We start from the raw sequence: 24244 nt of genomic DNA, 5'->3' as shown, positions 1-24244 counted from the left end.
TCTCTCGCTCTGGCAGGATGGTCTTGATGAAGGTTCCGGCGAACAAGATTCCGGGCCTCCGCGGTAGGAAGGTCAACGACCTTCCCGGTGTCACGGCAGTGGCGAGAATCGATCGAAGGACGAAGAGGCTGACCAAGCGCCTCAAGTCCGGTGAAATCGCGATTATCGATCACGTCGACGTTGACCGGGTGAGCGCGGAGGCACTGGTCGCGTGCGGTGCGGCGGCGGTGGTGAACGTGGCCGCGGGCATCAGCGGCCGCTACCCCAACCTCGGCCCGCAGATCATCGTCGAGGCCGGCCTTCCCTTCGTGGACGGCGCCACGCCGGAGCTGTTCGAGAGGCTGCGCGACGGCGATGTCGTCAGGCTGCACGACGGCGTCGTCTACCACGACGAGGAAGTGATCGGCAAAGGCGAGGTGCAGACGCCCGAGACGATCGAGGCGGCGCTCGCCGAGGCGCGAGCGGGGCTCGCGGTGCAGATCGAGGCCTTCGCCGTCAACACCATGGAGTACGTCAGGGGTGAGGGCAAGCTTCTCATCGACGGGGTCGGCGTGCCCGACATCCGTACCTCCATGGAGGACAGGCACGTCCTGATCGTGGTGCGCGGCTACCACTACAAAGAGGACATCGCCACGCTGCGGCCGTACATCAGGGAGTACAGGCCCGTGCTCGTCGGGGTCGACGGCGGCGCGGACGCGCTGCTGGAGGCCGGCTACCAGCCCGACCTGATCGTCGGCGACTTCGACTCCGTCTCGGCCAAGGCGCTGACCTGCGGCGCCGAGCTGGTCGTGCACGCCTACCGCGACGGCCGCGCGCCCGGCCTCGAGCGGGTCCACCAGCTCGGGCGCGAAGCGGTGATCTTCCCCTCCACCGGCACGAGCGAGGACATCGCGATGCTGCTGGCCGACGACAAGGGCGCCGAGCTCATCGTCGCCGTCGGCACCCACGCGACACTGGTGGAGTTCCTCGACAAGGGACGCTCCGGCATGGCGAGCACGTTCCTCACCAGGCTGATCGTCGGCAGCAAGCTCATCGACGCCAAGGGCGTCAGCCGCCTCTACCGCAGCCGCATCTCCACCCCGCAGCTGATCCTGCTGGTGATCACCGCGATGATCACCATGAGCGTGGCGATCTTCATCTCGCCCATCGGCAAGACCTGGCTGATCAGCCTGCAAGACGCCTGGAACTCCTTCATCTTCTGGTTGGTCGGACTCTTCTCGTGATCGATTTCCGCTATCACCTCGTCTCCATCGTCGCGATCTTCCTGGCGCTGGCCGTCGGCATCGTGATGGGCACGACGCTGCTGTCCAACCCGGCGATCGAGTCTGCCCTGCAGACCGCCGACGACCTGCGCAAGTCCAACAGCGATTACCGCGACCAGCTGGCGGCGCTGCAGGCCAGGGAGGCGGGCAACGACGACTTCGTCACCGCCGAGATCCCCGCGCTGGTACGGGCGCAGCTGACCGGCGAGAGCGTCCTGCTCGTCGCCGCGCCCGGCAGTTCGGGCACGCTACGCGAGCAGAGCGTGCAGGTGCTGACCGAGGCGGGCGCCACGATCAGCGGACAGGTCACGATCGCCGAAAAGTACCTCGACCCGACGCAGGCCAACTTCATCGACCAGCTGACGACCCAGCTCAAGCCCGCGGGCCTCACCCTGCCCGGCACCGACCCGTACAAGAACGCCGCCACGGTGCTGGCCGCCGCGCTCGTCACCGCCGACGACACGCAGGCCGGCACGGAGAACACCACCACGGTGGGCGTTCTCGACGGCTTCGAGAAGGCGGGCCTGCTCAGCGTCGACGGCACCCCCGCCAAGCGGGCCACGCTCGCGCTGGTCCTCGCTCCCGACACGCCGTTCGTGGGGGAGAAGGCGCAGGCACAGGCCGGTGCGCTCGTCTCGCTGGCAGGAGGGCTCGACGACGGTTCCCAGGGCTCCTCGCTCGCGGGCATCCTGGCCGCGACCCAGCCCGGCGGCCTCATCGCCGCGCTGCGCGACACGGGCGACGTGGCCGCGAAGGTCTCCACCGTCGACACCCTCGATATGCCCGCGGGCCGTGTCGTGGTCGTCTACTCTCTCCGGGAGCAGCTGGACGGCCGCGCGGGCCAGTACGGCATCGGCCCCGACGCCTCGGAGTTCCAACCGGCCTCGTCCGCCGCGACCCCTTCGCCCACCACGTCAGGGAGCTGACATGGCTCGTGCTCTGCTCGGCGCGCTCGCAGGCGCCGTCCTCGGTGCCGTCGCGGCCAGGGCCGCCTACACCGCGCTCACCGCCAAGGCGCGCTCCAAGGAGTGGGAGCGCACCAACCACAGGGGCGAGACGCTCACCCTGCTGGAGGGCCCCGCCTTCGTCGCCGGCGCCGCCGGCGCGCTGGCGATCGCGCCCGGCCTGCCCGCCAAGGCGCGTCTGGCCGCCGTGCTCGCGGGGGCCGGCAGCGGCGCGCTCGGCGCCTACGACGATCTCTACGGCGGCTCCTCCTCCAAGGGCTTCAAGGGCCACCTGTCGGCTCTGGCCAGAGGACAGGTCACCAGCGGCGCCGTCAAGATCCTCGGCATCGGTGCCACCGGGCTCGGCGCGGCCGCCCTGGTCTCGCGCGGCCCGCTCGACACCCTGGTCAACGGCGCGGCCATCGCGGGCAGCGCGAACCTGGCCAACCTGTTCGACCTGCGTCCTGGCAGGGCCATCAAGGTCGGGCTGATGGCGGGGGGCCCGCTGCTGGCCGCCTGCCTGCTCAGGCGCGACGCGGTCGGCGCCGCGCTGGTCGCGGTGCCGCTCGGCGCGGGAGCCGCGCTACTGCCCGAAGACCTCGGCGAGCAGGCCATGCTGGGCGACGCGGGAGCCAACGCGCTCGGCGCGCTGCTCGGCCTGGCCGCCGTCACCACGCTCGGCCGCCGAGGCCGATACGCGCTGCTGGGCACGGTGGCCGCCCTGACCGCGGCGTCGGAGAAGATCAGCTTCACCAAGGTCATCGCCGCCAACCCGGTGCTCCACAGGATCGACATGCTGGGCCGCCGCCCCGCGTGAGTTGTCGGTCGCGTCTGCCAGGATGGCCACTGATGTCGGCGGCCCTTCAGGAAGGCGGTGGGTGGTGACGCGGGGGGTGGCGGGCGCCGCCGTGCTCATCGGTGCCATCACGGTCCTCGCCAGGATCACCGGCTTCGCCAAGCAGGCCGTCTTCGCCGGAACCGTCGGCACCAACTGTCTCGGAACGGCCTACGCGACGGCCAACCAGATCCCCAACATCGTCTTCGAGGTCGTGGTCGGCGGGGCGCTTGCCGGAATGGTGGTCCCCGTCCTCGCGGGCGCGACCGGCAGGGCGCAGGTCGGCCGCATCACCTCGGCGCTGCTCACCTGGGTGCTGGTCGTGCTGGTGCCGCTTGCCGTGCTGACCGCCGTGCTGGCCGGTCCCGTCATGGGGCTGTTCTCCTTCGTGGGCTGCGACGCCGCCGCGGTGAGCGCGCTGGCCACCCGCATGCTGGTGGTCTTCGCCCCCCAGATCCCGCTGTACGGCCTGGCCGTCGTGCTCTACGGCGTCCTGCAGTCGCACCAGCGCTTCGCGGGCCCGGCGGTCGCGCCTCTGGTCTCCAGCATCGTCGTCATCGTGGCCTACCTGCTGTTCGTGCCGCTGAGCGGCGACACCAGAGACCCCGGCGCGCTGCCCACCCCCGCCGAGCTCGCGCTGTCGGTCGGCACCAGCCTCGGCGTGCTCGCCCTCGTCCTCACCGTCACAGGGCCCGCGCTCGGCCTGCGCCTCAGGCTGCGGCCCACGCTGCGCTTCCCCGAGGGGGTGGCGGCCCAGGTCCGCGCCCTGGCCATGGCGGGCATCGCGGGGCTGCTGGCCCAGCAGGCCACGATGGTCGTGGTGCTGCTGCTCTCGAACAACGCCATCGGCGGCGGAGCGCTCGTCGTCTACAACTACGCGTGGGCCATCTACCTCGTGCCCTACGCGGTGCTGGCCGTACCGATCGCCACCAGCGCCTTCCCCGGGCTGTCCGCGCACGCGGCCGGGCAGGCGTGGGAGCCCTTCGCCGCGCTGGCCGCCCGCACGACGAGGGCGGTCGTGCTGGTCTCGGGCCTGGCCGCGGGCGCGCTGGCCGCCGCCGCGGGCCCGGGAGCGGTCGTCTTCCTCAGGTCGCTGACCGACGTGCCCCCGCCCGAGCTGGCCCGCGCGATCGCCCTGTTCGCTCCTGGCCTGGTCGGCTACGGGCTGATCACCCACCTCAGTAGAGTCCTCTACGCGGCGGGCAAGGGCAGGGCGGCGGCGACGGGCACCGTGGTCGGGTGGGTGGTGGCGATGCTCGCCCAGGTGGGCTTCGTCCTGGTCTTCCCCGCGGGTTGGCAGGTCGGCGGCCTGGCGCTCGGCATGACCGCCGGCATGACGGTGGGCGGCGCCTGGCTGCTGGCCGCCGTGGCGCGGGCGAGGGGGGCCGCGCCGGTGCAGGGCGTGGCCCGCGCGAGCCTGGCCGCCTTCGCGGGCGGTGGCGCGGGATTCGCGGCGGGCTCGGCGCTGGTGGCCCTGGTCCCGGCGACCGGTCTGCTCGCCCTGACGGGCCTCGCGCTGCTGGCGGGCTGCGTGGCGCTGGCCGTCGGCGCGGCGGTCGTCGCCCTGGTCGACAGGGCCGACGCGGCGGCGCTGGCGGGGACGGTGCTGCGGCGACGACGTGACGAGTCACGGATGGGTGGTTGACGATGCGGGTGGCCTTCGTGCTCGGCACGACCTCGGGCGGCACGGGCAGGCACGTCATGATGCTGGCCGAAGGGCTGCTGCGGCGCGGACACCAGGTGCTGGTCGTCGGTCCCCGGAGCGTGGAGGAGCAGTTCGGCTTCCGCGCGGCAGGGGCGGCCTTCGTGCCTGTGCAGGTCTCCGACCGGCCGCATCCGGTCAACGACGTCAGGGCGGTGGCGCGCATCAGGCGCTGCCTGAAGGAGGTGGACGTCGCCCATGCCCACGGTCTGCGGGCGGGGGCCCTCGCGGCGCTGGCGGGAGGGCGCACGCCGCTGGTGGTGACCCTGCACAACGCGCTGACCGCCGGTGGGCTGGTCGGGGCGGTCCACGCGGTGCTGGAGCGCGTCGTGGCGCGCGGGGCCGATCGGGTGCTGGTCGTCTCGCCCGACCTGGGCGACAGGATGCGCGCGCTGGGGGCGCGCGACGTGCGCGCCGCCGTGGTGCCTGCGCCGCCGCTGCGGGCGGCCACCAGGCCTGTGCCTGAGGTGCTGGAGGAGCTGGGGGCGGCGGGGCGGCCTGTGGTGCTGACGATCGCGCGGCTGGCCCAGCAGAAGGGCCTCGACACTCTGCTCGACGTCGCGGCTGGGTGCACTGGAGGTGCGGGCGCCACCGGGGATGACGGTAGGGGCGATGGCGACGCCCGAGGGGGAGGCGAGAGCGACACCGGGGATGAAGGTGGCGGCGATGCCGACACCGGGGGTGGCGCCAGGGGCGAAGGTGACACCCTAGGTGGGGGTGGGGGCGACACCCGGGATGGAAGTGGCCGTGAGGCTGACACCGAGGGTGGCGCTCCGGGTGAGCGCGGCACCGGGGAAGACGCTCGCGGTGAGGCCGGCAGCAGGGGTGATGATGCTCGAGGTGTCGGCGGCGCCAGGGCAGACGCCGGCCGTGAAGGCGGCGCTGGGGGCGAGCGGAAGAGTGAGGGGTGCTCGGGTCGGTCCGGTGGCCTCGGTGGTGCCGGCCACAGGGGATCGCGAGGCTCCAGGGGGCAGCCGTTGTTCCTCGTGGCGGGGGAGGGGCCCCTGCGTGCGGCGTTGCAGGCGAGGATCGACGCCGAGCGGCTGCCGGTGCGCCTGCTCGGCAACAGGGACGACATCCCCGACCTGCTCGCCGCCGCCACGATGGTCGTGTGGCCGAGCCGTTGGGAGGGCCAGCCGCTGAGCCTGAGCGAGGCGCTCACGGCGGGCAAGCCCGTCGTCGCCACCGCCGTGGGGGGAATCCCCGAGCTCATGGGTGACGCGGGGGTGCTGGTGCCGTACGGGGACGTGGAGGCGATGCGCGCCGCCGTACGCGAGCTGATCGACGACCCGGCCGAACGGCGGCGACGGGCGCAGGCCGCGGCGCGAAGGGGAGCGGAGCTCCCCGACGCAGCCGACGCGGTCGAGGCGGTGCTCGCCGCCTACCCGGCGCCGCCCGGCGGTGGGAAGAAGTAGGTGGGTCCTTCCAGCCGACTGGACGCCGACCGGTGGCCGACGGGAGGGATGTCGGCCGATGGCGGGAGGGCGTGGGTGGTCGCTCTCGGTGTCGGCAGATCGCGGCGAGGAGGTGGCGGGCGGGGGCTCGTGGCCTTCGGAGGTCGGCCGGTGGCGGGGGTAGCTGATCACCTCCGATGACGTGGATGTCTGCCGGTGGGGAGGAGAAGCGAGTAAGTGGGCCTTTCCGGCCGGCTGGACGCCGACTGGTGGCCGGAGGGAACGGGAGACTCTCGGGGGTCGGCCGGTGACAGGGGATGATTAGGCGGGGCAGGGGCGTTCTCCTATACTGCTTGGGTTAGGGAGGGGAGTATCCCTTCGCGACAGCCTCGTCATCACGGTTCGCCCCGCTCCACGGGGCTCCCGGGGCTGCCGGTCCACTTCATCGTGTGGGCGGGAGAGACCTCCGGCTGTCAGTCATGCGCGCCGGAGGGTTGGTATCACTGTGGGTGAACCGTTGTGGGCTTGGGCCGTCGTCATCGTCGGTCTGCTTGTCGTCATCGCCGTGGATCTGTGGATCGTCGACCGCGGTGAGGCCCGCGAGTTCTCGATGAAGCAGGCCGGTTTCTGGGTCAGCTTCTACGTGCTCCTGGCCATCATCTTCGGCATCATCCTCTGGGCGACTCAGGGCGCGACCCATGCGGGACAGTTCTTCGCCGGCTACATCACCGAATACAGCCTCAGCGTCGACAACCTCTTCATCTTCTTCATCATCATGGGACGCTTCGCCGTTCCGAAGGTCTACCAGCACAGGGTGCTGCTCGTCGGCATCCTGATGGCGCTGGTCATGCGCGGCATCTTCATCGCGCTCGGCGCGGCGGCGCTGCAGAGGTTCAGCTGGCTGTTCTACGTCTTCGGCGCCTTCCTGCTCTACACCGCGATCAACCTGATCCGCCAGCACGGCCACGACGAGGACGAGTTCAGCGAGAACGCGCTGCTGCGCTGGGTGCGCAGGGCCTTCCCCACGACGCCCGACTACGTCGGCCACAAGGTGACCGTCAAGATCGACGGCAGGCGCATGGTCACCCCGATGCTGATCGTCATGGTCGCCATCGGCACCACCGACCTGCTGTTCGCGCTCGACTCGATTCCGGCCATCTTCGGCCTCACGCAGGACCCCTTCATCGTCTTCACCGCCAACGCCTTTGCGCTGATGGGACTGCGTCAGCTCTACTTCCTGCTGGGCGGACTGCTGCAGCGGCTCGTCTACATCAGTTACGGTCTGGCGTTCATCCTGGGCTTCATCGGGGTTAAGCTGATTCTGGAGGCCCTGCACGCCAGCCATGTGTCGTGGGCTCCCGAGGTGCCCATCTGGGTGTCCCTGTCCGTGATCGGCGTGACGATGGTCGTCACCACCGTGGCGAGCCTGCTGAAGTCGCGGAGCGACGCGCGGAAGGGGAAGGAAATTCCCACCTCCGCGAGTGCCAACGAGGGCTAGCGCGACGGTGGTCAAAGGCGCTTTGCTTCGTGTAAGGGTTTCGAGTTCTGTAACATCTCGGCAAAGCGCCCGTCCATAGTCACCATCAAAGGTTGTCAGTGTCAGACGATTCCGCAAGCCGCCTGCAGAGCCGCCGCGTGCGGCTTGCCCGCGGTGTGTCTCCATGGCTCTTCCCGACCGTGGCCGCTGCGGCCGCCACGACGCTCCTCAGCCGCCGTGACCGGCGCTGGGGTGTGGCCGCCGTGCCGCTGACCGCGCTCACCGGAGCCATGCTCTGGTTCTTCCGCGACCCCGACCGTGTGCCGGGGGAGGGAAGGATCCTCTCTCCCGCCGACGGCGTCGTGCAGAGCATCGACTCCTGGCCGGACGGGCGCACGCGCGTCGCGATCTTCATGAGCCCGCTGAACGTGCACGTCAACAGGGCGCCCCTTGCGGGAACCGTCACCTCCGTGCAGCATGTGGCGGGTGGGTTCCTGCCGGCTTTCAACAAGGACAGCGACCAGAACGAGCGCGTGGTGTGGCATTTCGAGACCGCGCTCGGCGACATCGAGATGGTGCAGATCGCGGGCGCGGTGGCGCGCAGGATCGTGCCGTACGTGAACGTCGGGGACAAGCTCTCGCAGACGGAGCGGATCGGCCTCATCAGGTTCGGCTCGCGCGTCGACATCTACCTTCCCGAAGGAATCTCACCCGCGGTGACCGTGGGAGACAAGACGGTGGCGGGGGTGACTCCCATTGACCGCGGCTGACGCTGGAAGCTGGCAGGCCGACGACGAGGAGCCGCGCGGACCGGTGGGCAAGGCCTTCCGGCTCTCCGCGGCCGACTCGCTGTCCCTCGGCAACGCGCTGTGCGGCTTCCTCGCCGTGTGCGTGCTCGCCTCCTCGGCCATCCAGGCGCTGAAGGCGGGAGACGGCTTCCTGCCCGACCCTCGCTACTTCGCCACCGCGGTGGTCCTGCTGCTCATCGGAGCCACCTGCGACCTGTTCGACGGCCTGGTGGCGCGGCGTTTCCGCGCCTCGGCCATGGGCGCCGAGCTCGACAACCTGGCCGATGTGATCAGCTTCGGCTTCGCGCCCGCCTTCATGGTCGTCATCTGGGGCGGCTTCACCGGCAAACTGCCGCTCACGGCGGTGATCGTGGCAGCGGCCTCGGTCCTCATCGCCGGTTGCGTGCGACTGGCCCGCTTCGCCTGCGTCAAGACCAAGAGCGGCGACTTCATGGGCCTGCCCATCCCGATGGGCGCGATGACGGTCGTCTCGATCGTGCTGCTGTTCCAGCCCAACTGGTTCTCGCTGGCCGCGGTGCTCGCGGTCGCGTGGCTGATGGTGAGCCGCATCGAGTACCCCAAGCCCAAGGGGCAGCTGGCGGCCGTCGTGCTCGCCTGGATCATGATCAACGTGGCCTGCCTCACGACGTGGGCGGCCTGGCCGCAGGGCGGCGACACGCTCATCCAGGTCGGCGCCACCATGCAGATCGCACTTGTCACGGCGATCCCGCTGCGGGTGCTGTTCTTCAAGCGCGAGCAGCGCAAGGAGCGCAAGGAATCCACGAGCGTCGGCGACTGACGAGCGCCCCCGCCTGCTGAGGGCGTGCTCGCTCGGCTTCAATGGGAGCATGCGCGAGCACACCCGCACCTACTTCCTCGGCCGGCTGGCCGGCGAGCTCGAACTGCGCGGGCTCTCCACCCGTCTGCGCGCCGACCCGCCTTCGCTGCGGGTCGGCGAACCGGGCCCCGGCCACCTCACCGAGACCGTCGACTGCGTCGCGCTGGACGAGGGCTGGTTCTACCGGTGGTCGTGGGGCGAGGTGCTGGCCAGCACCGCCGATCCCGGAGCCGCCGCCGACCGCATCGTCCGCATCCTCTCCGGTTCCTGACCGTCACCCTGGACGGCAGGCCCCCAACGGTTTCTGACCGACATCCTGGACGGCAGGCCCCCAACGGTTCCTGACCGTCACCCCTGTACGGCAGGCCCCCCAACGCGCCTGCGCGGTCACCGGTGCCGCTCCGTCCAGGGGACGCTCCCCGGGAGCCGCCGCCGCGCCGCCACGACGGAGGGCCTGCGAGACATCGCGCCTGCCGTACACGGGAGAGCGCGGCTACCAGCCGCGGGCCCGCCACTCGGGCAGTGAGGGCCGCTCCGCGCCCAGGGTGGTGTCCTTGCCGTGGCCCGGGTACACCCTGGTCTGGTCGGGCAACCGGTCGAACAGCCGCTCCACCACGTCGTCGTAGAGCTGGGTGAAGCGCTCGGGGTCCTTGCCCGTGTTGCCCACGCCGCCGGGAAACAGCGAGTCGCCGGTGAACAGGTGCTGCTGGCCGTCGCCGCCGTCGTACAGCAGCGCGATCGAGCCTGGCGTGTGGCCGCGCAGGTGGATGACCTCGAGCGTGACGACGCCCACCGAGATCCTGTCGCCGTGCTCCACCAGCCGGTCGGGCGCGATCGGCAGAGCGCCCGCGTCGAGCGGGTGGGCGATGGTCGCCGCGCCCGTCACCTTGACCACCTGCTCGAGCCCCTGCCAGTGGTCGCCGTGCTGGTGGGTGGTCACCACGGCGGCAAGGGGCTGGTCGGTGATCAGCGCGAGCAGCCTGTCGGGCTCGGCGGCGGCGTCGATGAGCACCCCCTCGCCGGTGTCCGTGCAGCGCAGCAGGTAGGCGTTGTTGTCGAACGGGCCCACGGCGAGCTTGGTGACGGTGAGCTTGGACAGCTCCCGCACGTCGGCGGGGCCGCCTACCTGAACATCGCCTGTGTAAGTCATGGGCTCTCCTCTGGGTAGGTGTCGGGAGGCGCCGTCGGGAGGTTCGCGGGGGCGGGCATGGTCAGCCAAGGGGGTGGCGACGGCAGCCGGTCGCCCTCGGCGCGCGGCCCCTCGTACACCACCCTAATCCTCTCCCCGGCCGACCGTCCGGTCAGCCAGGCGAGCACGTCGCGGGCCGTGCCCCGCACCACCGGCCCCTCACCCAGTTGCCGCCACTCCCGCGCGGGCTCCTCCAGCACGATGGCGCCGACCGTGCTCCTGCCGTACGGCCAGCAGGCCAGGCAGTCGTGCAACTCCCTCAACACGAACGCCTCCGGCCAGTCGTCGGGGGTGTAGCCGGCGCGGAGGTCGACATGGTGGAGCTCCAGCTCGCGCACCCGCCGGACCAGCACGTACCAGACGGGGTGCGGGGGCGGTCTGAGCGCGCGGACCATGGCCGACCAGGCGGGCTGCGGCAGCTCGTCGATCGCCGTGGCCAGCCGCGCGGCGCTGAGCTCGAGGTCGGCGCGGTGCTCGGCGGCCCGCCTCGCCGCTCCCTCCTCTATCTCGGCCGCCCGCGCGGCGGGGTCCGGGTACTGCGGCGTCTCGATCCCCGTCCTGGCCCAGCGCAGCAGGTTCACCAGACCGTCGGCGTTGCGGGCGAGGTGGGTCAGCACGTGGCCTCTGCTCCAGCCCGGCAGCGCGGAGGGGGCGGTGACGTCGGCGTCGCCCAGGTCGGCGGCGGTCGCCATGAGCCTGTCGGTGGCGGCCGCGATCTCGGCACGCAGGGACGGGAGAACGCTCATGCGGGCATAATGCCGCAGTTCACGTGGTTGAACCTGCAAGGAACCGGTACCGGCTCGGGAGAAAGCCGTACTCTGGTGAGGGAAGTTTCCGACGGGGCGCCAGCGGACCCCCGAAATTGTCGGACCCTCCCTCTACCATCCCCCGTGGACCTATCAACACCTTCGACGTCGGGATCACCGTGGCAGACCGTTTGATCGTGCGTGGCGCACGTGAACACAACCTCAAGGACGTCTCGCTGGACCTTCCGCGAGACTCCCTGATCGTCTTCACCGGGCTGTCCGGCTCGGGCAAGTCGAGCCTGGCCTTCGACACGATCTTCGCCGAGGGGCAGCGCCGCTACGTCGAGTCCCTGTCGTCCTACGCCAGGCAGTTCCTCGGCCAGATGGACAAGCCCGACGTCGACTTCATCGAGGGCCTGTCTCCCGCGGTCTCCATCGACCAGAAGTCGACCAGCCGCAACCCCCGCTCCACGGTCGGCACCATCACCGAGGTCTACGACTACCTGAGGCTGCTGTGGGCCCGCATCGGCAAGCCCCACTGTCCCGCCTGCGCCCGCCCGATCGCCAGGCAGACCCCCCAGCAGATCGTCGACAGGGTGATGGAGCTCGAGGAGGGCACCCGCTTCCAGGTGCTCGCCCCCGTCGTCAGGGGCCGCAAGGGCGAGTACGCCGAGCTGTTCCGCGAGCTGCAGACCAAGGGCTTCGCCAGGGCCAGGGTCGACGGCACGGTGATCCGTCTCGAAGAGCCGCCGACGCTGAAGAAGTACGAGAAGCACGACATCGAGGTCATCGTCGACCGGCTGTCGGTGAAGGAGTCCTCGCGCAGGCGGCTGACCGACTCGGTCGAGACCGCGCTGACACTGTCCGGCGGCACGATCACGCTCGAATTCGTCGACCTGCCCGAAGACGACCCCGGCCGTGAGCGCTTCTACTCCGAGCACCTCTACTGCCCCTACGACGACCTGTCGTTCGAGGAGCTCGAGCCGCGCTCGTTCTCCTTCAACTCCCCCTTCGGCGCCTGCCCCGAGTGCACCGGCCTGGGCACCAAGATGGAGGTCGACCCCGACCTCGTCGTGCCCGACCCCGAGAAGACGCTCGGCGACGGCGCGCTCAACCCCTGGGCCGGTGGCCACACCAGCGAGTACTTCGTGCGCCTGGTCGAGGCGCTCGGCCTCACCATGGGCTTCAACCTCGACACCCCGTGGGAGAAGCTGCCGAAGAAGGCGCAGAAGTCGCTGCTCTTCGGCCACGACGAACAGGTCCACGTCCGCTACAGCAACCGCTACGGCAGGCAGCGCTCCTACTACACCACCTACGAGGGAGTGATCCCGTGGGTGCAGCGCAGGCACGCCGAGGCCGAGAGCGACTCCACGCGTGAGCGCTTCGAGGGCTACATGCGCGAGATCCCGTGCCCGACCTGCGAGGGCAGGCGGCTCAAGCCGGTCTCGCTGGCCGTGACCGTCGCCGACATGTCCATCGCCGACGTCTCGGGCATGTCGATCGGCGAGTGCGCCAAGTTCCTCGCCTCGCTGAAGCTGTCCGACCGCGACATGCACATCGCCGAGCGGGTGGTCAAGGAGATCAACGCCCGCATGGGCTTCCTGCTCGACGTCGGCCTCGACTACCTCACGATGGACCGCGCGGCCGGCACCCTGGCAGGTGGTGAGGCGCAGCGCATCCGCCTGGCCACGCAGATCGGCTCCGGCCTGGTGGGCGTGCTCTACGTCCTCGACGAGCCGTCCATCGGCCTGCACCAGCGCGACAACATGCGCCTGCTCGACACCCTGATCAGGCTGCGCGACATGGGCAACACGCTGATCGTCGTCGAGCACGACGAGGACACCATCGCCGCCGCCGACTGGGTGGTCGACATCGGTCCTGGCGCGGGCGAGCACGGCGGCCAGGTCGTGGTCTCGGGCACCGTCCAGGACCTCCTCGACAGTGAGGAGTCGATGACCGGCGCCTACCTGTCGGGCCGCAGGTCCATCGCCGTTCCCGCCAAGCGCCGCAAGCGCGACAAGAAGCGGCAGATCACGGTGAAGGGCGCCCGTGAGCACAACCTGAAGGGCGTCGACATCGACTTCCCGCTCGGGGTGTTCACCGCGGTCACCGGTGTGTCTGGCTCCGGCAAGTCCACGCTGGTCAACGACATCCTCTACAACGCACTGGCCAAGGAGCTCAACGGCGCCCGCACGGTGCCCGGCCGTCACTCGCGGGTCAACGGCATGGACCAGGTCGACAAGGTGGTCCACGTCGACCAGTCGCCGATCGGGCGCACCCCGCGCTCCAACCCCGCGACCTACACAGGGGTGTTCGACCACGTCCGCAAGCTGTTCGCGGCCACCACCGAGGCGAAGGTGCGCGGCTACCAGCCGGGGCGCTTCAGCTTCAACGTCAAGGGCGGGCGCTGCGAGGCGTGCGCGGGCGACGGCACCATCAAGATCGAGATGAACTTCCTGCCCGACGTCTACGTCCCCTGCGAGGTCTGCCACGGCGCCCGGTACAACAGGGAGACGCTGGAGGTCCACTACAAGGGCAAGACCATCTCCGAGGTCCTCGACATGCCGATCGAGGAGGCGCTGTCGTTCTTCGAGGCCATCCCGGCGATCAGGCGGCACCTGCAGACCCTCAACGACGTCGGTCTGGGCTACGTGCGGCTCGGCCAGCCCGCGACCACGCTGTCGGGCGGTGAAGCGCAGCGCGTGAAGCTCGCCTCCGAGCTGCAGCGCCGCCAGACGGGCCGGACGATCTACGTGCTCGACGAGCCGACCACCGGTCTGCACTTCGAGGACATCAGGCGGCTGCTGGGCGTTCTCGGGCGGCTGGTCGACGGCGGCAACACGGTCATCGTGATCGAGCACAACCTCGACGTGATCAAGACCGCCGACTGGGTCATCGACATGGGCCCCGAGGGCGGTTCCCGCGGCGGCACCCTGGTGGCCTCGGGCACGCCCGAAGAGGTGGCACTCGTGGACGAGAGTCACACGGGCCGCTTCCTGCGCAAGATCCTTTCCGTCTGACGCCCTCGCGATCCTCCGCAGGGGCCCGGATTCGGGACCGCCGGGGGGTCTCAATAGGCTGAACAGCAGGTAAAGGCCCGGCCTGACATGGGCGTCGGGGGATCGCGGAGGGGCGACATGGCAGGCGAGGAGCGGGGTAGCGGCATGCCCGCATGGGGTCGGCGTGAGGTGCTGGGAGCGACGGGCGTGGCCGTGTGCGGAGCGGCGCTGGCGGGGTGCGCGGGCGCCGACGGCAGCGCCGCGGCCATCGTGCCGCCCGGCATCAAGGGCAAGGTCATCGCCAAGAAGGCGGACGTCCCGGTGGGCGGCGGCAAGGTGATCAACGAGTGGAAGATCGTGATCACTCAGCCCACCTCGGGCGTTTTCAAGGCCTTCACCGCCAACTGCCCGCACAAGGGCTGCTCGGTGGGACGCCCCGAGGACGGCGTGATGACCTGCCCCTGCCACGGCAGCGAGTTCGCCCTCGACAGCGGCAAGTGTCTCAAGGGCCCGGCCAAGGCGCCGCTGGCGGAGTTCCCTCTCAAGGTCGAGGGCGACGGAATCGTCATCCTGTGAACCCGTAAAACTGCCTGGTGCGAGGGATCGGCTCAGGGGAGGCTGAACCGGCGCGCACGCGCTGCCGTACCTGAGAAGAGACAGCGAACCTGGAGGGTGATCATCATGGCAGAGACGACACGTCGCGCGGTGGTGCTGGGAGCCGGGGGTGTGAGCCTGGGCGCGCTGCTCACCGCCTGCGCCGGTTACGGCCAGCCGGCCGACACCGTGGCCGAGCAGGAGCCCACGCAGTCGGACTCGTCGGCCCCCGAGCCCACGAAGTCGAAGAGGGCCAAGAAGCCCGCGGGGGAGGAACTGGCCAGTACGGCCGACATCCCCGAGGGTGGCGGCAAGGTCTTCGCCCAGCAGAAGGTCGTGGTGACCCAGCCCTCAGCGGGTGAGTTCAAGTGCTTCTCGGCCATCTGCACCCACCAGGGATGTCCGGTCGACAGCGTCGAGGACGGCACCATCAACTGCCCCTGCCACGGCAGCAAGTACAACATCGCCGACGGCTCCGTCGCCAACGGGCCGGCGACCAAGGCGCTGGCGGAGAAGAAGATCACGGTCGACGGCGAGAAGATCTCACTGGGATAGAGCGCGTCCTTTCACAATTTTCTCAGCTGTCTGCGGTTGGTTTGTTCGCATGCGAGACGATCTTAAGAGCCGCAGGACGGTTATCGCGGGTGTGGGAGCGGGCGGCATGGCCGTGATGCTGGCGGCGTGTGGTGGCGACGGCGAGGCGGTGACCAGCGCGGCCCCGCAGGCGTCGGCCGGTTCGGCGGCGCCCTCCGCGTCCGCCTCCGCCTCCGCGTCCGCCAGTGGAGGCGCGGGCGGTACGGCGGCGCTCACGACGAAGGCCGAGGTGCCGGTCGGAGGCGGGACGATCTTCAAGGAGCAGAAGGTCGTCGTGACCCAGCCGGTCGCCGGCGAGTTCAAGTGTTTCAGCGCCCTCTGCACCCACAAGGGGTGCCCGGTGGCGTCGGTCGGGAACGGGACGATCGACTGTCCCTGCCACGGCAGCAAGTTCAGCATCGAGGACGGGTCGGTCAAGGACGGACCCGCCACCAAGCCGCTGCCCGAGGTCGCCTTCAAGATCGACGGAGAGTCGATCTCGCTGGGCTGAGGTCGCCGCCCGCCGCACCTTCCGGTACGGCGGGCGTCTTCATGTCCGGCGTTCGCCGTCGGTCTCGCGCATGGTGTCGATTCTCGCCCCTCTCGTTCGCCGTAGGTGATGAGGGCGTCACCACCGACGTCCTCCCCGACAGGTACAGCGGAGGAATCGACATGCGCACACTGATGGTGACCACGTTCGTGTCCCTGGACGGCGTCATGCAGGCCCCTGGCGGCGGCGACGAGGACCGCGACGGCGGATTCGAGCACGGTGGCTGGGCCGTGCCGCACATGGACCAGCAGCTCATCCAGCGGATGGCCGCGCTGGTCGGGAGGGCGGGCGCGCTCCTGCTCGGACGCAGGACCTACGACACCTTCGCCGCCACCTGGCCGTTGGCAGACGCCGACGACCCGATCGGGGCCAGGATGAACAGCCTGCGCACGTACGTCGCGTCGCGCACGCTGGAGAGCGTGTCGTGGCAGAACTCGACGCTGCTCACCGGTGACGTGGCGAAGGCGGTCGGCGAGCTCAAGCAGGGCGAGGGCGGCGAGATCCAGGTCCACGGCAGCGGGCGGCTGATCCAGACGCTGCTCGCACACGACCTCGTGGACAGCTTCCACGTGCTGGTCTTCCCCGTGCTGCTCGGTTCGGGCAAGCGGCTCTTCGCCGACGGGACCATGCCGTCCGGGCTCAGGCTCGTCGACACCGCGGCGTCGAACACCGGGGTTCTCATCAGCACGTACGCCAGGGATGGCAAGGTGGAGTACGGCGCGATGGGCCCCGAGACCGGTAACTGGTGATCGGGGCGAGCGAGCAGGCAAGGAGGGGCCATGCCGCAGTACGCGATTCTGATCTACGAGAAGGAGACCCCCGGAGGCGTGGCCGACATCCCGCCCGAGGTCATGGAGGCCAACCTGCGGGCGGGGGAGAAGATCACCGAGATGGGGGCGAAGGTCGTCTACGAACAGGCGCTGCAGCCCGCCGCCGCCGCCAGGACGATCCACAAGGGCGGCCTGGTCACTGATGGCCCCTTCATCGAGAGCAAGGAGGTGATCGCCGGCTTCTTCGTGGTCGAGACCACGGATCTCGAAGCGGCGATCGCCATCGGCAGGCTGCTGCCGATCATGGATGGCGCCGTCGAGGTGCGGCCGCTGCTCGAGCAGTGACCTCTCTTCAGCAGGTGCTGGCCGAGGTGCACCGTCGCGAGTGGGCCGCGGTGCTCGCCGCGACGGTGCGCGTCACCCGCGACCTCGACCTGGCCGAGGAGTGCGTGCAGGACGCGTACGCAGCCGCGCTCGACGCCTGGACACGCGACGGCGTGCCGGACAGGCCGGGCGCCTGGCTGACCGTCGCGGCCAGGCACAACGCGCTGGACGCCCTGCGCAGGGCCAGGACCCTGCGCTCGAAGCTCCACCTGCTGGTGGAGCCCGAGGCGGTGACGGGCCAGGACGCCGCGGCGGGCCCGCAGGTCCACGACGACCGGCTGCGACTGGTCTTCCTGTGCTGCCACCCCGCCCTGGCCACCGAGGCGCAGGTCGCCCTCACCCTGCGGCTGGTCTGCGGCGTGCCGACCGCGCACGTCGCCGGGGCGTTCCTGGTTTCCGAGCCGACCATGGCGGCCAGGATCACGCGGGCGAAGAAGAAGATCGCGGCTGCTCGCATCCCCTTCAGGATGCCCACGGCCGACGAGCTGCCGGAGCGGCTCGACGCGGTTCTCACCACGATCCACCTGCTCTTCACCACGGGACACACCGCGCCGGAGGGGCCCTCGCTGACCAGGACCGACCTGGAGGGGCGCGCGCTGGAGCTGGCGCGGATGCTCCACGGCCTGATGCCAGGCGAGCGCGAGGTCAGAGGACTGCTCGCCCTGCTCCTGGCCAACCACGCCCGCAGGGCCACCCGTACGGCCGGGGACGGCCGCCTGCTGCCGCTGGACGGCCAGGACCGTTCGGCATGGGACCAGGAGGCCATCGCGCAGGCGCACGAGCTGGTCCTGGGGGCACTTGGCGGCGGCGACCCCGGCCGGTTCGCCCTGCAGGCCGCCATCGCGGCGCTGCACGCGAGCGCGCCGACGTACGACGACACCGACTGGCCGCAGATCCTGCTGCTCTACGACCGGCTGTTGCAGGTGTGGCCGTCCCCGGTGGTGGCGCTCAACAGGGCCGTGGCGGTCGCGATGGTCGCAGGACCGGCCAGCGCGCTGGCCGAGATCGAGGCGCTCGAGCAGGACGAGCGCCTGGCCGGCTATCGCTATCTGCCCGCGATCAAGGCGGACCTGCTCCGCAGGCTGGGCCGCGAGGCCGACGCCGCCGTGGCCTACGAAAGGGCGCTCTCACTGGCGGGCAACGACGCCGAGCGCGCCTTCCTCGCCGGCCGTCTCGCCGAGGTGGGTCCTGGCCGCTGAGCCATGGCGGGTTCAGGTCACCGCGGCGCGCCGGCCCTTGGGCCGGTTGTCAGGAGATGGATTGCGGGGAGTGGGTTCGCGAATCGCTCAGCAGGAGAGCGCCGGCGAGGATGACTGCCGCGGCGGTGGCGCCGTGCACGCCGAAGGCGGTCGCGGGTACTCCGCTGGAGAGCAGCACGATGAGCATGTCGCCGAGGGGGGTGAGCGCCGTGGCCAGCATCACCCAGCCCAGGACGCGACGGTTCCCTGCGGCGAGGACCGCGAGGATCACCAGGCCGGACACTATGTCGCGGACTCCTTTGACGGCAAGGAATCCCGAGCCCTCCCCCCGCGGCCAGCTCGGCAGGCCGAAATCGGGCGCGGTGGACTGTGGGGCCAGCAGATAGTTCACTCCGACGTAGATGATGAAGAAGCTGCCTACGACGGCGAGAACGGTGCCGACGGTGCTCCGGGACGGCAACGTGGTGGACAAGATGATCTCCTTCGGTGAGGGGTCCGGGATCAGGACGCCTGGCGGTCGCGTGTCCAGGCGGGGCTGTCGAGGAAGTGGTTGTCGTACAGGTCCTGGGAGGCCAGCAGCTCCTCGAGCGTGGCCTCACCTCTGCGGAGGCGGTCGAGCAGCCGGAAGTAGGCGAATCGCTGGATGCCGGGGGCGACGACGATGAGGAGGTCGGCGGTGTGGCCGGGGGCGGCGGCGAAGGCGTGGGGCGTGAGCGGGGGCACCGCCGCCACGTCGCCCTCCTGCAGTGTCACGATCTCCCCTCCGAACAGGATGCGGGCCTTGCCCTGCAAGATGTAGAACAGCTCGGTCGAGGTGGCGTGGTGGTGCGGCGCGGCGCCGTCCGCGCCCTCGGCGAGCGTCATCCTGACGGTGCTCAGCGCTCCGCCGGTGTCGTCGGAGTCGAGCAGCAACCGTCCTGTGGCGGTGGGCGAGCCGATGGTCTCGGCGTCGATCTCGCGGACGATGGCCGTTTCAACGATCATGGACATGTCGTGCTCCCTTTGAGCGCGGAGGACGCGAGCCGTTCGCATAGGCCTCGGTCGACCGGCGCTTCTGTGATCATCACTCGGTGTTTGAGGGCGCCGGCCAGCTGGTCCGACAGCGCCTCGGCGTCCAACTCCGCCCGAAGCCGGCCGCGCGCGTGCCCGCTCGATCAGAGCGGGCACGATGGCGTTGCGCCTGGCGTACCGCTCGCAGATGTCGTCGCGCCTTCACGAGGGTGGACACGAAGGACCTCCAGCTCGCGTCGAACACCACGGACGCGACGCCGGTGACGCTCGCCGGTGATGGGGAAGGCGTGGATCGTGGTCGGCGGCAGCGCGAGGTCGGGGAGCTGGGTGCCGGGCAGCGACAGGGTCTCGCCGAACCAGAGGCGCGGCCGGCAGACCGCCACCGGCGTTCGCGACGTGCACGACGTCGCCGGCTCCGGGGCGTCCGCGTGCAGGGCCGCGACCTTCAGAAGCGATTCTGCGGAGATTCTGGAAGCGCTATTATCAATTCTCACGTCAGACAGTAGCAGTTCGCCGCTTCGCCGACCGCGCCGAGCTGATTGACGCCGCACGCCGGCTCACATCCGCCCACGAGCGCGCCGACGGCACGCGCTGATCGAAGCGCCAGAACCACACGCAACGGCGCAGAGCAACGGCCGCTGCCGGCACGGCGACGATCGAGCGGCTTGCCGGCCCGGCAGCCACGACACCGCCTTCCCCCGGGGCGCCTTCACCGTCAACGTGATCGACTCGCCCGCCGGACGGATCGTGTCGTGGACCCGCGCGACTCTTTGCCGTGCCGCTCTTTGCCGTGCCGAGGGGCGAGCTTGGTTGTCGGTGGCGACCTATAGGCTTTTGGATGTGGCGAGCACCTTGAGTTTCCGGCCCAAGCCCGGGTCGATCCCCGACTCTCCAGGGGTCTACCGATTCCGCGACGCCAACGCCCAGGTGATCTACGTGGGCAAGGCGAAGAGCCTGCGTCAGCGGCTCAACTCCTACTTCGCCGACTTCGCGGGGCTGCACCCGCGCACGCAGACCATGCTCACCACCGCGGCCGGCGTCGACTGGACCGTCGTCGGCACCGAGGTCGAGGCGCTCCAGCTCGAATACTCCTGGATCAAGGAGTTCGACCCGCGCTTCAACGTCAAGTACCGCGACGACAAGTCCTATCCCTACCTCGCGGTCACGATGGGCGAGGAGTTCCCCCGCGTGCAGGTCCTGCGCGGGGCGAAGAAGAAGGGCACGCGCTACTTCGGGCCCTACTCCCACGCCTGGGCCATCCGCGAGACCGTCGACCTGCTGCTGCGCGTCTTCCCCGTACGCACCTGCTCGGCAGGGGTGTTCAAGAGGGCGGGGCAGATCGGCAGGCCGTGCCTGCTCGGCTACATCGACAAGTGCTCGGCGCCGTGCGTGGGCAGGGTCACTCCCGAGGAGCACCGCGACCTGGCGGAAGACTTCTGCGACTTCATGGCGGGCAACACCGGGCGCTTCATCAAGCGCCTCGAGCAGGACATGCGCGAGGCGGCCGGTCAGCAGGAGTACGAAAGGGCCGCCAGGATCCGCGACGACGTCCAGGCCCTGCAGCGGGCGCTGGAGAAGCAGGCGGTCGTGCTCGGCGACGCCACCGACGCCGATGTGGTCGCCCTGGCGGAGGACCCGCTCGAGGCCGCCATCCAGGTCTTCTACGTGCGAGGTGGGCGCATCAGGGGCCAGCGCGGCTGGGTGGTCGACAAGGTCGAGGAGACCACGCCCGGCGATCTGGTCGAGCACTTCCTGCTGCAGATCTACTCCGAGGGCGAGATCCCCAAGGAGGTGCTCGTCGCGGCCATGCCGCCCGACGCCGAGGCCGTCACCGAACTGCTCTCCGAGCAGCGGGGCGCGCGGGTGGAGCTGCGGGTGCCGCAGCGTGGCGACAAGAAGTCGTTGATGGAGACCGTCGAGCGCAACGCCAAGGAATCGCTCGCCCAGCACAAGATCCGCAGGGCCAGCGACCTGACGACGCGCAGCAAGGCGCTGCAGGAGATCGCCGACGCGCTCGACCTCGACCAGGTGCCGCTGCGCATCGAGTGCTACGACGTCTCCCACCTTCAGGGCGAGAACGTGGTGGCCTCGATGGTGGTGTTCGAGGACGGGCTGGCGCGCAAGAGCGAGTACCGGCGCTTCGCCGTACGGACGAAGGAGGGTGACGTCGCCTCGATCCACGAGGTGATCACCCGGAGGTTCAAGCGCTATCTGGAGGAGAAGTCGGCGACGGGCGAGCTCGCCGCTGAGGACGACGTGCACGGGCCGATCGACCCGGAGACCGGAAGGCCGCGCAAGTTCGCCTATCCGCCCAACCTGGTCGTGGTCGACGGCGCGGGCCCCCAGGCGGCGGCGGCCCAGCGCGCGCTCGACGAGCTCGGCGTCGACGACGTCGCGGTGTGCGGCCTGGCCAAGCGCCTGGAGGAGGTCTGGCTGCCTGGCGACGACCAGCCGGTCATCATGCCGCGGTCGAGCGAGGGCCTCTACCTGCTGCAACGCGTCCGCGACGAGGCACATCGCTTCGCCATCGCCTACCATCGTTCCAAGCGGTCCAAGACGGTGAAGGAGAGCGCGCTCGACGGCGTGCCTGGCCTCGGTCCGGCGCGCAGGCAGGCGCTGCTGAAACATTTCGGCTCCGTGAAGCGGCTGCGCGAGGCCGGTGTGGCCGAGATCTGCGAGGTTCCCGGCATCGGCCGCGCGACCGCAGAGGTGATCGTGTCGAGGCTTGCCCAGGAGTAGTGAGGTTATGAGCAGCCCAGAGGATCAAGGACGCGCCGGAACCGCGTTCGTCATCGTGACCGGCATGTCAGGAGCCGGGCGCAGCACTGCGGCCAAGGCGCTGGAGGACCTCGGCTGGTTCGTCATCGACAACCTTCCGCCCGGGCTGTTGTTCGCCATGGCCGAGGAGGCGGGCAGGGTCAAGCTGGCCGCCGACAAGGTGGCCGCCGTGGTCGATGTGCGCAGCCTGGCCTTCACCACCGATCTCAACGCCGCGATCGAGGAGCTCGAGGGGCGCGGCGTCCGCGTCCGCGTGGTGTTCCTCGAGGCCAGCGACGAGGAGCTGGTGCGCAGGTTCGAGAACGTCCGCAGGCCCCATCCGCTGCAGGGCGACGGGCGGCTGGTCGACGGCATCGCCCGTGAGCGCGGCATCCTGCGCGAGGTGCGCGCCAACGCCGACCTGGTGATCGACACCTCCGCGCACAACGTCCACGAACTGCGCAACAAGATCGTCGCCTACTTCGGCGGCGACAACAGGCCGGGGCTGCGGGTCAACGTGGTCTCCTTCGGCTTCAAGTACGGCCTGCCCGTCGACGCCGACCTGGTGGTCGACTGCAGGTTCCTGCCCAACCCGCACTGGGTGCCCGAGCTGCGGCCGATGAACGGCCTTGACAGCCCCGTGCGCGACTACGTCCTCGGACAGGCCGGCGCGAAGGAGTTCCTCGACGCCTACGAGGAGGCTTTCAAGATCGTCGCGACTGGATACGCGCGCGAGGGCAAGAGCTATGCGACGCTGGCGGTCGGCTGCACGGGCGGCAAGCACCGCAGTGTGGCGATGGCCGAGCAGCTCGGCGGGCGGTTGCGTGACCGCGGGATGGAGGTCCAGGTGAGTCACCGGGATGTGGGTCGGGAGTGACGGATGGGCGCGAGGGTGTAGACGGCTCAGCCGACGAGACCGGTGCCCCCACCGGACAAGGTGCTCTCAGCGGACAGGGTGCTCCCGGCGGACAGGGTGCTCCCGGCGGACAGGGCGGCCGCACCCGTCAGGGCAGCCCCTCGATGGGGCCCTTTCCTGACCCGGGTGACCCCACGATCGCCGATGATCCCGTCCAGGGTGGTTCCGGCGGCGGGCGGCGGGCGGCGGCACCGGTGGGAAATCTGGATGAGGGTTCTCTGCCGGAGGGTCGCGTGCAGGGTGGTTCCGGGGGCGGGCGGCGGGCGGCGTCGCCGGTGGGAAGCCTGGATGACGGTTCCCTGCCGGTGGAGTCAGCGGCGTCGATGGGCCGCAAGCCCAAGGTGGTGGCGCTCGGCGGTGGGCATGGGCTCTACGCCTCGCTGTCGGCCCTGCGGAACGTGACGGACGAGCTGACCGCCGTGGTGACCGTCGCCGACGACGGAGGCTCCAGCGGCAGGCTGAGGCGTGAGCTCGGCGTGCTTCCACCGGGCGACCTGCGCATGGCGCTGGCCGCGCTGTGCGGCGACGACGAGTGGGGCATCACCTGGAGCGAGGTGGTCCAGCACCGGTTCAGGAGCGAGGGCGACCTGCACGGCCACGCCGTCGGCAACCTGCTGATCGTGGCGTTGTGGGAGCTGCTCGGCGACCCCGTGGCCGGTCTCGACTGGGTGGGGCGGCTGCTCGGCGCCAGGGGCAGGGTGCTGCCGATGGCCTCGGTCCCGCTCGACATCGTCGCCAGGGTGGAGCTCGACGGGGTGATCTCGACGGTGCGCGGCCAGGTGGCGTGCGCGCTGACCCCCGGCAGGGTCCAGGCGATCTCCCTGGTTCCCGAGAACCCTCCGGCCAGCCAGGAGGCGGTACGGGCGGTGCTCGACGCCGACTGGGTGGTGTTCGGGCCCGGCTCGTGGTTCACCAGCGTGCTGCCGCACCTGAAGGTGCCCGAACTGGCCGAGGCGCTGCATCTGACCAAGGCCAGGCGCCTGGTGACGCTCAACCTCGCGCCGCAGCCCGGCGAGACCGACGACTTCTCGCCGCAGCAGCACCTCGAGGTGCTCAGGCAGCACGCGCCCGACCTCACCGTCGACGTGGTGCTCGCCGACACCGGAGTGGTGGACGATCTCGACGCGCTGGAGAAGTCGGCGGCCGCGCTGGGCGGCCAGGTGATCACGGCCTGTGTGGCGGCCGAGGACGGCTCGCCGAGGCACGACCCACGACGTCTTGCCTCCGTCCTGGACGAGATTTTCCTCCAGAAGCGTTGATCCTGGTCGGCGCCGCTCGAAGGTGCGAGAGACTTCTTGGGAGCCGGTCTGTATGGG

General features: G+C 70.3%; 23 protein-coding genes and 1 pseudogene. 19 read left to right on the top strand and 5 right to left on the bottom strand.

Going from position 1 to position 24244, the window contains the following annotated elements:
- The first annotated feature begins 26 nt into the window (after positions 1-26).
- From steA to FHR33_RS46430, 9 genes are all read left to right on the top strand, one after another.
- Entirely contained in the window at positions 27-1223 is a 1197-nt protein-coding gene (gene steA, locus FHR33_RS46470; RefSeq protein WP_183662042.1) for a putative cytokinetic ring protein SteA, read from the top strand.
- Positions 1220-2188: a copper transporter gene (locus FHR33_RS46465; RefSeq protein WP_183662040.1), complete on the top strand. Its 969-nt coding sequence runs from the start codon at positions 1220-1222 to the stop codon at positions 2186-2188. Before steA ends, FHR33_RS46465 begins: the two co-directional genes overlap by 4 nt.
- Before the next feature lies 1 nt (position 2189).
- Positions 2190-3023 (top strand): hypothetical protein, encoded by an 834-nt coding sequence (locus FHR33_RS46460; protein ID WP_183662038.1) that lies wholly within the window; start codon positions 2190-2192, stop codon positions 3021-3023.
- 64 nt (positions 3024-3087) lie between these two features.
- On the top strand, positions 3088-4686 hold the full coding sequence (murJ, locus tag FHR33_RS46455; RefSeq protein ID WP_312896084.1) for a murein biosynthesis integral membrane protein MurJ: 1599 nt from the start codon (positions 3088-3090) through the stop codon (positions 4684-4686).
- 2 nt (positions 4687-4688) lie between these two features.
- On the top strand, positions 4689-6158 hold the full coding sequence (locus FHR33_RS52315; protein ID WP_183662346.1) for a glycosyltransferase family 4 protein: 1470 nt from the start codon (positions 4689-4691) through the stop codon (positions 6156-6158).
- Between the two features lie 484 nt (positions 6159-6642).
- Positions 6643-7635: a TerC family protein gene (locus tag FHR33_RS46445; protein WP_376773321.1), complete on the top strand. Its 993-nt coding sequence runs from the start codon at positions 6643-6645 to the stop codon at positions 7633-7635.
- Between the two features lie 155 nt (positions 7636-7790).
- The gene (locus FHR33_RS46440; protein WP_376773320.1) at positions 7791-8384 is read left to right on the top strand and encodes a phosphatidylserine decarboxylase; all 594 of its coding nucleotides are present in this window, start codon (positions 7791-7793) and stop codon (positions 8382-8384) included.
- Positions 8371-9201 carry a CDP-diacylglycerol--serine O-phosphatidyltransferase gene (gene pssA, locus FHR33_RS46435; protein WP_183662032.1) on the top strand — a complete coding sequence of 277 codons (831 nt, stop codon included), beginning with the start codon at positions 8371-8373 and terminating at the stop codon, positions 9199-9201. Before FHR33_RS46440 ends, pssA begins: the two co-directional genes overlap by 14 nt.
- A gap of 49 nt (positions 9202-9250) precedes the next feature.
- On the top strand, positions 9251-9511 hold the full coding sequence (locus FHR33_RS46430) for a hypothetical protein (protein ID WP_183662030.1): 261 nt from the start codon (positions 9251-9253) through the stop codon (positions 9509-9511).
- Positions 9512-9733: 222 nt separating this feature from the next.
- Here the strand turns inward: FHR33_RS46430 and FHR33_RS46425 are convergent, their stop codons facing one another.
- Complete coding sequence (locus FHR33_RS46425) at positions 9734-10390, bottom strand: MBL fold metallo-hydrolase (protein ID WP_183662028.1); 657 nt, start codon at positions 10388-10390, stop codon at positions 9734-9736.
- The gene (locus FHR33_RS46420; RefSeq protein ID WP_183662026.1) at positions 10387-11175 is read right to left on the bottom strand and encodes a maleylpyruvate isomerase family mycothiol-dependent enzyme; all 789 of its coding nucleotides are present in this window, start codon (positions 11173-11175) and stop codon (positions 10387-10389) included. Before FHR33_RS46420 ends, FHR33_RS46425 begins: the two co-directional genes overlap by 4 nt.
- A 179-nt stretch (positions 11176-11354) precedes the next feature.
- On the opposite strand from FHR33_RS46420, the gene uvrA reads away from it, so the two are divergent.
- The 7 genes from uvrA (at position 11355) to FHR33_RS46385 (ending at position 18244) form a co-directional block, all read left to right on the top strand.
- Positions 11355-14195 (top strand): excinuclease ABC subunit UvrA, encoded by a 2841-nt coding sequence (gene uvrA, locus FHR33_RS46415; RefSeq protein ID WP_183662025.1) that lies wholly within the window; start codon positions 11355-11357, stop codon positions 14193-14195.
- 144 nt (positions 14196-14339) lie between these two features.
- Positions 14340-14750, top strand: a complete 411-nt coding sequence (locus FHR33_RS46410; protein WP_246453722.1) for a Rieske (2Fe-2S) protein — start codon at positions 14340-14342, stop codon at positions 14748-14750.
- A 105-nt stretch (positions 14751-14855) separates the two neighbouring features.
- Positions 14856-15323, top strand: a complete 468-nt coding sequence (locus FHR33_RS46405) for a Rieske (2Fe-2S) protein (protein WP_183662021.1) — start codon at positions 14856-14858, stop codon at positions 15321-15323.
- Positions 15324-15372: 49 nt separating this feature from the next.
- Positions 15373-15852: a Rieske (2Fe-2S) protein gene (locus FHR33_RS46400; protein ID WP_183662019.1), complete on the top strand. Its 480-nt coding sequence runs from the start codon at positions 15373-15375 to the stop codon at positions 15850-15852.
- A gap of 161 nt (positions 15853-16013) precedes the next feature.
- Positions 16014-16640, top strand: a complete 627-nt coding sequence (locus FHR33_RS46395) for a dihydrofolate reductase family protein (RefSeq protein ID WP_183662017.1) — start codon at positions 16014-16016, stop codon at positions 16638-16640.
- Positions 16641-16670: 30 nt separating this feature from the next.
- The gene (locus FHR33_RS46390; protein ID WP_183662015.1) at positions 16671-17006 is read left to right on the top strand and encodes a YciI family protein; all 336 of its coding nucleotides are present in this window, start codon (positions 16671-16673) and stop codon (positions 17004-17006) included.
- Positions 17003-18244 carry an RNA polymerase sigma factor gene (locus FHR33_RS46385; protein WP_183662013.1) on the top strand — a complete coding sequence of 414 codons (1242 nt, stop codon included), beginning with the start codon at positions 17003-17005 and terminating at the stop codon, positions 18242-18244. Before FHR33_RS46390 ends, FHR33_RS46385 begins: the two co-directional genes overlap by 4 nt.
- Before the next feature lie 49 nt (positions 18245-18293).
- On the opposite strand, the gene FHR33_RS46380 is transcribed toward FHR33_RS46385, so the two are convergent.
- From FHR33_RS46380 to FHR33_RS53555, 3 genes and pseudogenes are all read right to left on the bottom strand, one after another.
- A complete protein-coding gene (locus FHR33_RS46380; RefSeq protein ID WP_221242570.1) occupies positions 18294-18716 on the bottom strand; it encodes a DUF4267 domain-containing protein in 423 nt (140 codons plus the stop codon).
- 29 nt (positions 18717-18745) lie between these two features.
- Complete coding sequence (locus FHR33_RS46375) at positions 18746-19234, bottom strand: cupin domain-containing protein (RefSeq protein ID WP_183662010.1); 489 nt, start codon at positions 19232-19234, stop codon at positions 18746-18748.
- Positions 19225-19380, bottom strand: a pseudogene (locus FHR33_RS53555) (TetR family transcriptional regulator C-terminal domain-containing protein); the annotation flags it as partial. The pseudogene FHR33_RS53555 and the gene FHR33_RS46375, both read right to left, overlap by 10 nt.
- Before the next feature lie 709 nt (positions 19381-20089).
- On the opposite strand from FHR33_RS53555, the gene uvrC reads away from it, so the two are divergent.
- From uvrC to FHR33_RS46355, 3 genes are all read left to right on the top strand, one after another.
- A complete protein-coding gene (uvrC, locus tag FHR33_RS46365; RefSeq protein WP_221242677.1) occupies positions 20090-21994 on the top strand; it encodes an excinuclease ABC subunit UvrC in 1905 nt (634 codons plus the stop codon).
- Positions 21995-22001: 7 nt separating this feature from the next.
- A complete protein-coding gene (gene rapZ, locus FHR33_RS46360; protein ID WP_183662004.1) occupies positions 22002-22889 on the top strand; it encodes an RNase adapter RapZ in 888 nt (295 codons plus the stop codon).
- A gap of 362 nt (positions 22890-23251) precedes the next feature.
- Positions 23252-24187: a gluconeogenesis factor YvcK family protein gene (locus FHR33_RS46355; RefSeq protein ID WP_183662340.1), complete on the top strand. Its 936-nt coding sequence runs from the start codon at positions 23252-23254 to the stop codon at positions 24185-24187.
- Positions 24188-24244: the final 57 nt, after the last annotated feature.

The organism is Nonomuraea dietziae (assembly GCF_014195505.1).
Taxonomy (GTDB): Bacteria; Actinomycetota; Actinomycetes; order Streptosporangiales; family Streptosporangiaceae; genus Nonomuraea; species Nonomuraea roseola.
The sequence above is the reverse complement of the archived record's forward strand: the minus strand, read 5'-3'. Positions and strand labels throughout refer to the sequence as shown.

Bases quoted from the DNA above. Each gene is read 5' to 3' on its own strand.
- steA (WP_183662042.1), top strand. From the start codon at position 27: ATGAAGGTTCCGGCGAACAAGATTCCGGGCCTCCGCGGTAGGAAGGTC.
- FHR33_RS46460 (WP_183662038.1), top strand. From the start codon at position 2,190: ATGGCTCGTGCTCTGCTCGGCGCGCTCGCAGGCGCCGTCCTCGGTGCC.
- FHR33_RS52315 (WP_183662346.1), top strand. From the start codon at position 4,689: ATGCGGGTGGCCTTCGTGCTCGGCACGACCTCGGGCGGCACGGGCAGG.
- FHR33_RS46430 (WP_183662030.1), top strand. From the start codon at position 9,251: ATGCGCGAGCACACCCGCACCTACTTCCTCGGCCGGCTGGCCGGCGAG.
- FHR33_RS46425 (WP_183662028.1), bottom strand. From the start codon at position 10,390: ATGACTTACACAGGCGATGTTCAGGTAGGCGGCCCCGCCGACGTGCGG.
- FHR33_RS46420 (WP_183662026.1), bottom strand. From the start codon at position 11,175: ATGAGCGTTCTCCCGTCCCTGCGTGCCGAGATCGCGGCCGCCACCGAC.
- FHR33_RS46410 (WP_246453722.1), top strand. From the start codon at position 14,340: ATGCCCGCATGGGGTCGGCGTGAGGTGCTGGGAGCGACGGGCGTGGCC.
- FHR33_RS46405 (WP_183662021.1), top strand. From the start codon at position 14,856: ATGGCAGAGACGACACGTCGCGCGGTGGTGCTGGGAGCCGGGGGTGTG.
- FHR33_RS46400 (WP_183662019.1), top strand. From the start codon at position 15,373: ATGCGAGACGATCTTAAGAGCCGCAGGACGGTTATCGCGGGTGTGGGA.
- FHR33_RS46395 (WP_183662017.1), top strand. From the start codon at position 16,014: ATGCGCACACTGATGGTGACCACGTTCGTGTCCCTGGACGGCGTCATG.
- FHR33_RS46390 (WP_183662015.1), top strand. From the start codon at position 16,671: ATGCCGCAGTACGCGATTCTGATCTACGAGAAGGAGACCCCCGGAGGC.
- FHR33_RS46375 (WP_183662010.1), bottom strand. From the start codon at position 19,234: ATGTCCATGATCGTTGAAACGGCCATCGTCCGCGAGATCGACGCCGAG.
- rapZ (WP_183662004.1), top strand. From the start codon at position 22,002: ATGAGCAGCCCAGAGGATCAAGGACGCGCCGGAACCGCGTTCGTCATC.
- FHR33_RS46355 (WP_183662340.1), top strand. From the start codon at position 23,252: ATGGGCCGCAAGCCCAAGGTGGTGGCGCTCGGCGGTGGGCATGGGCTC.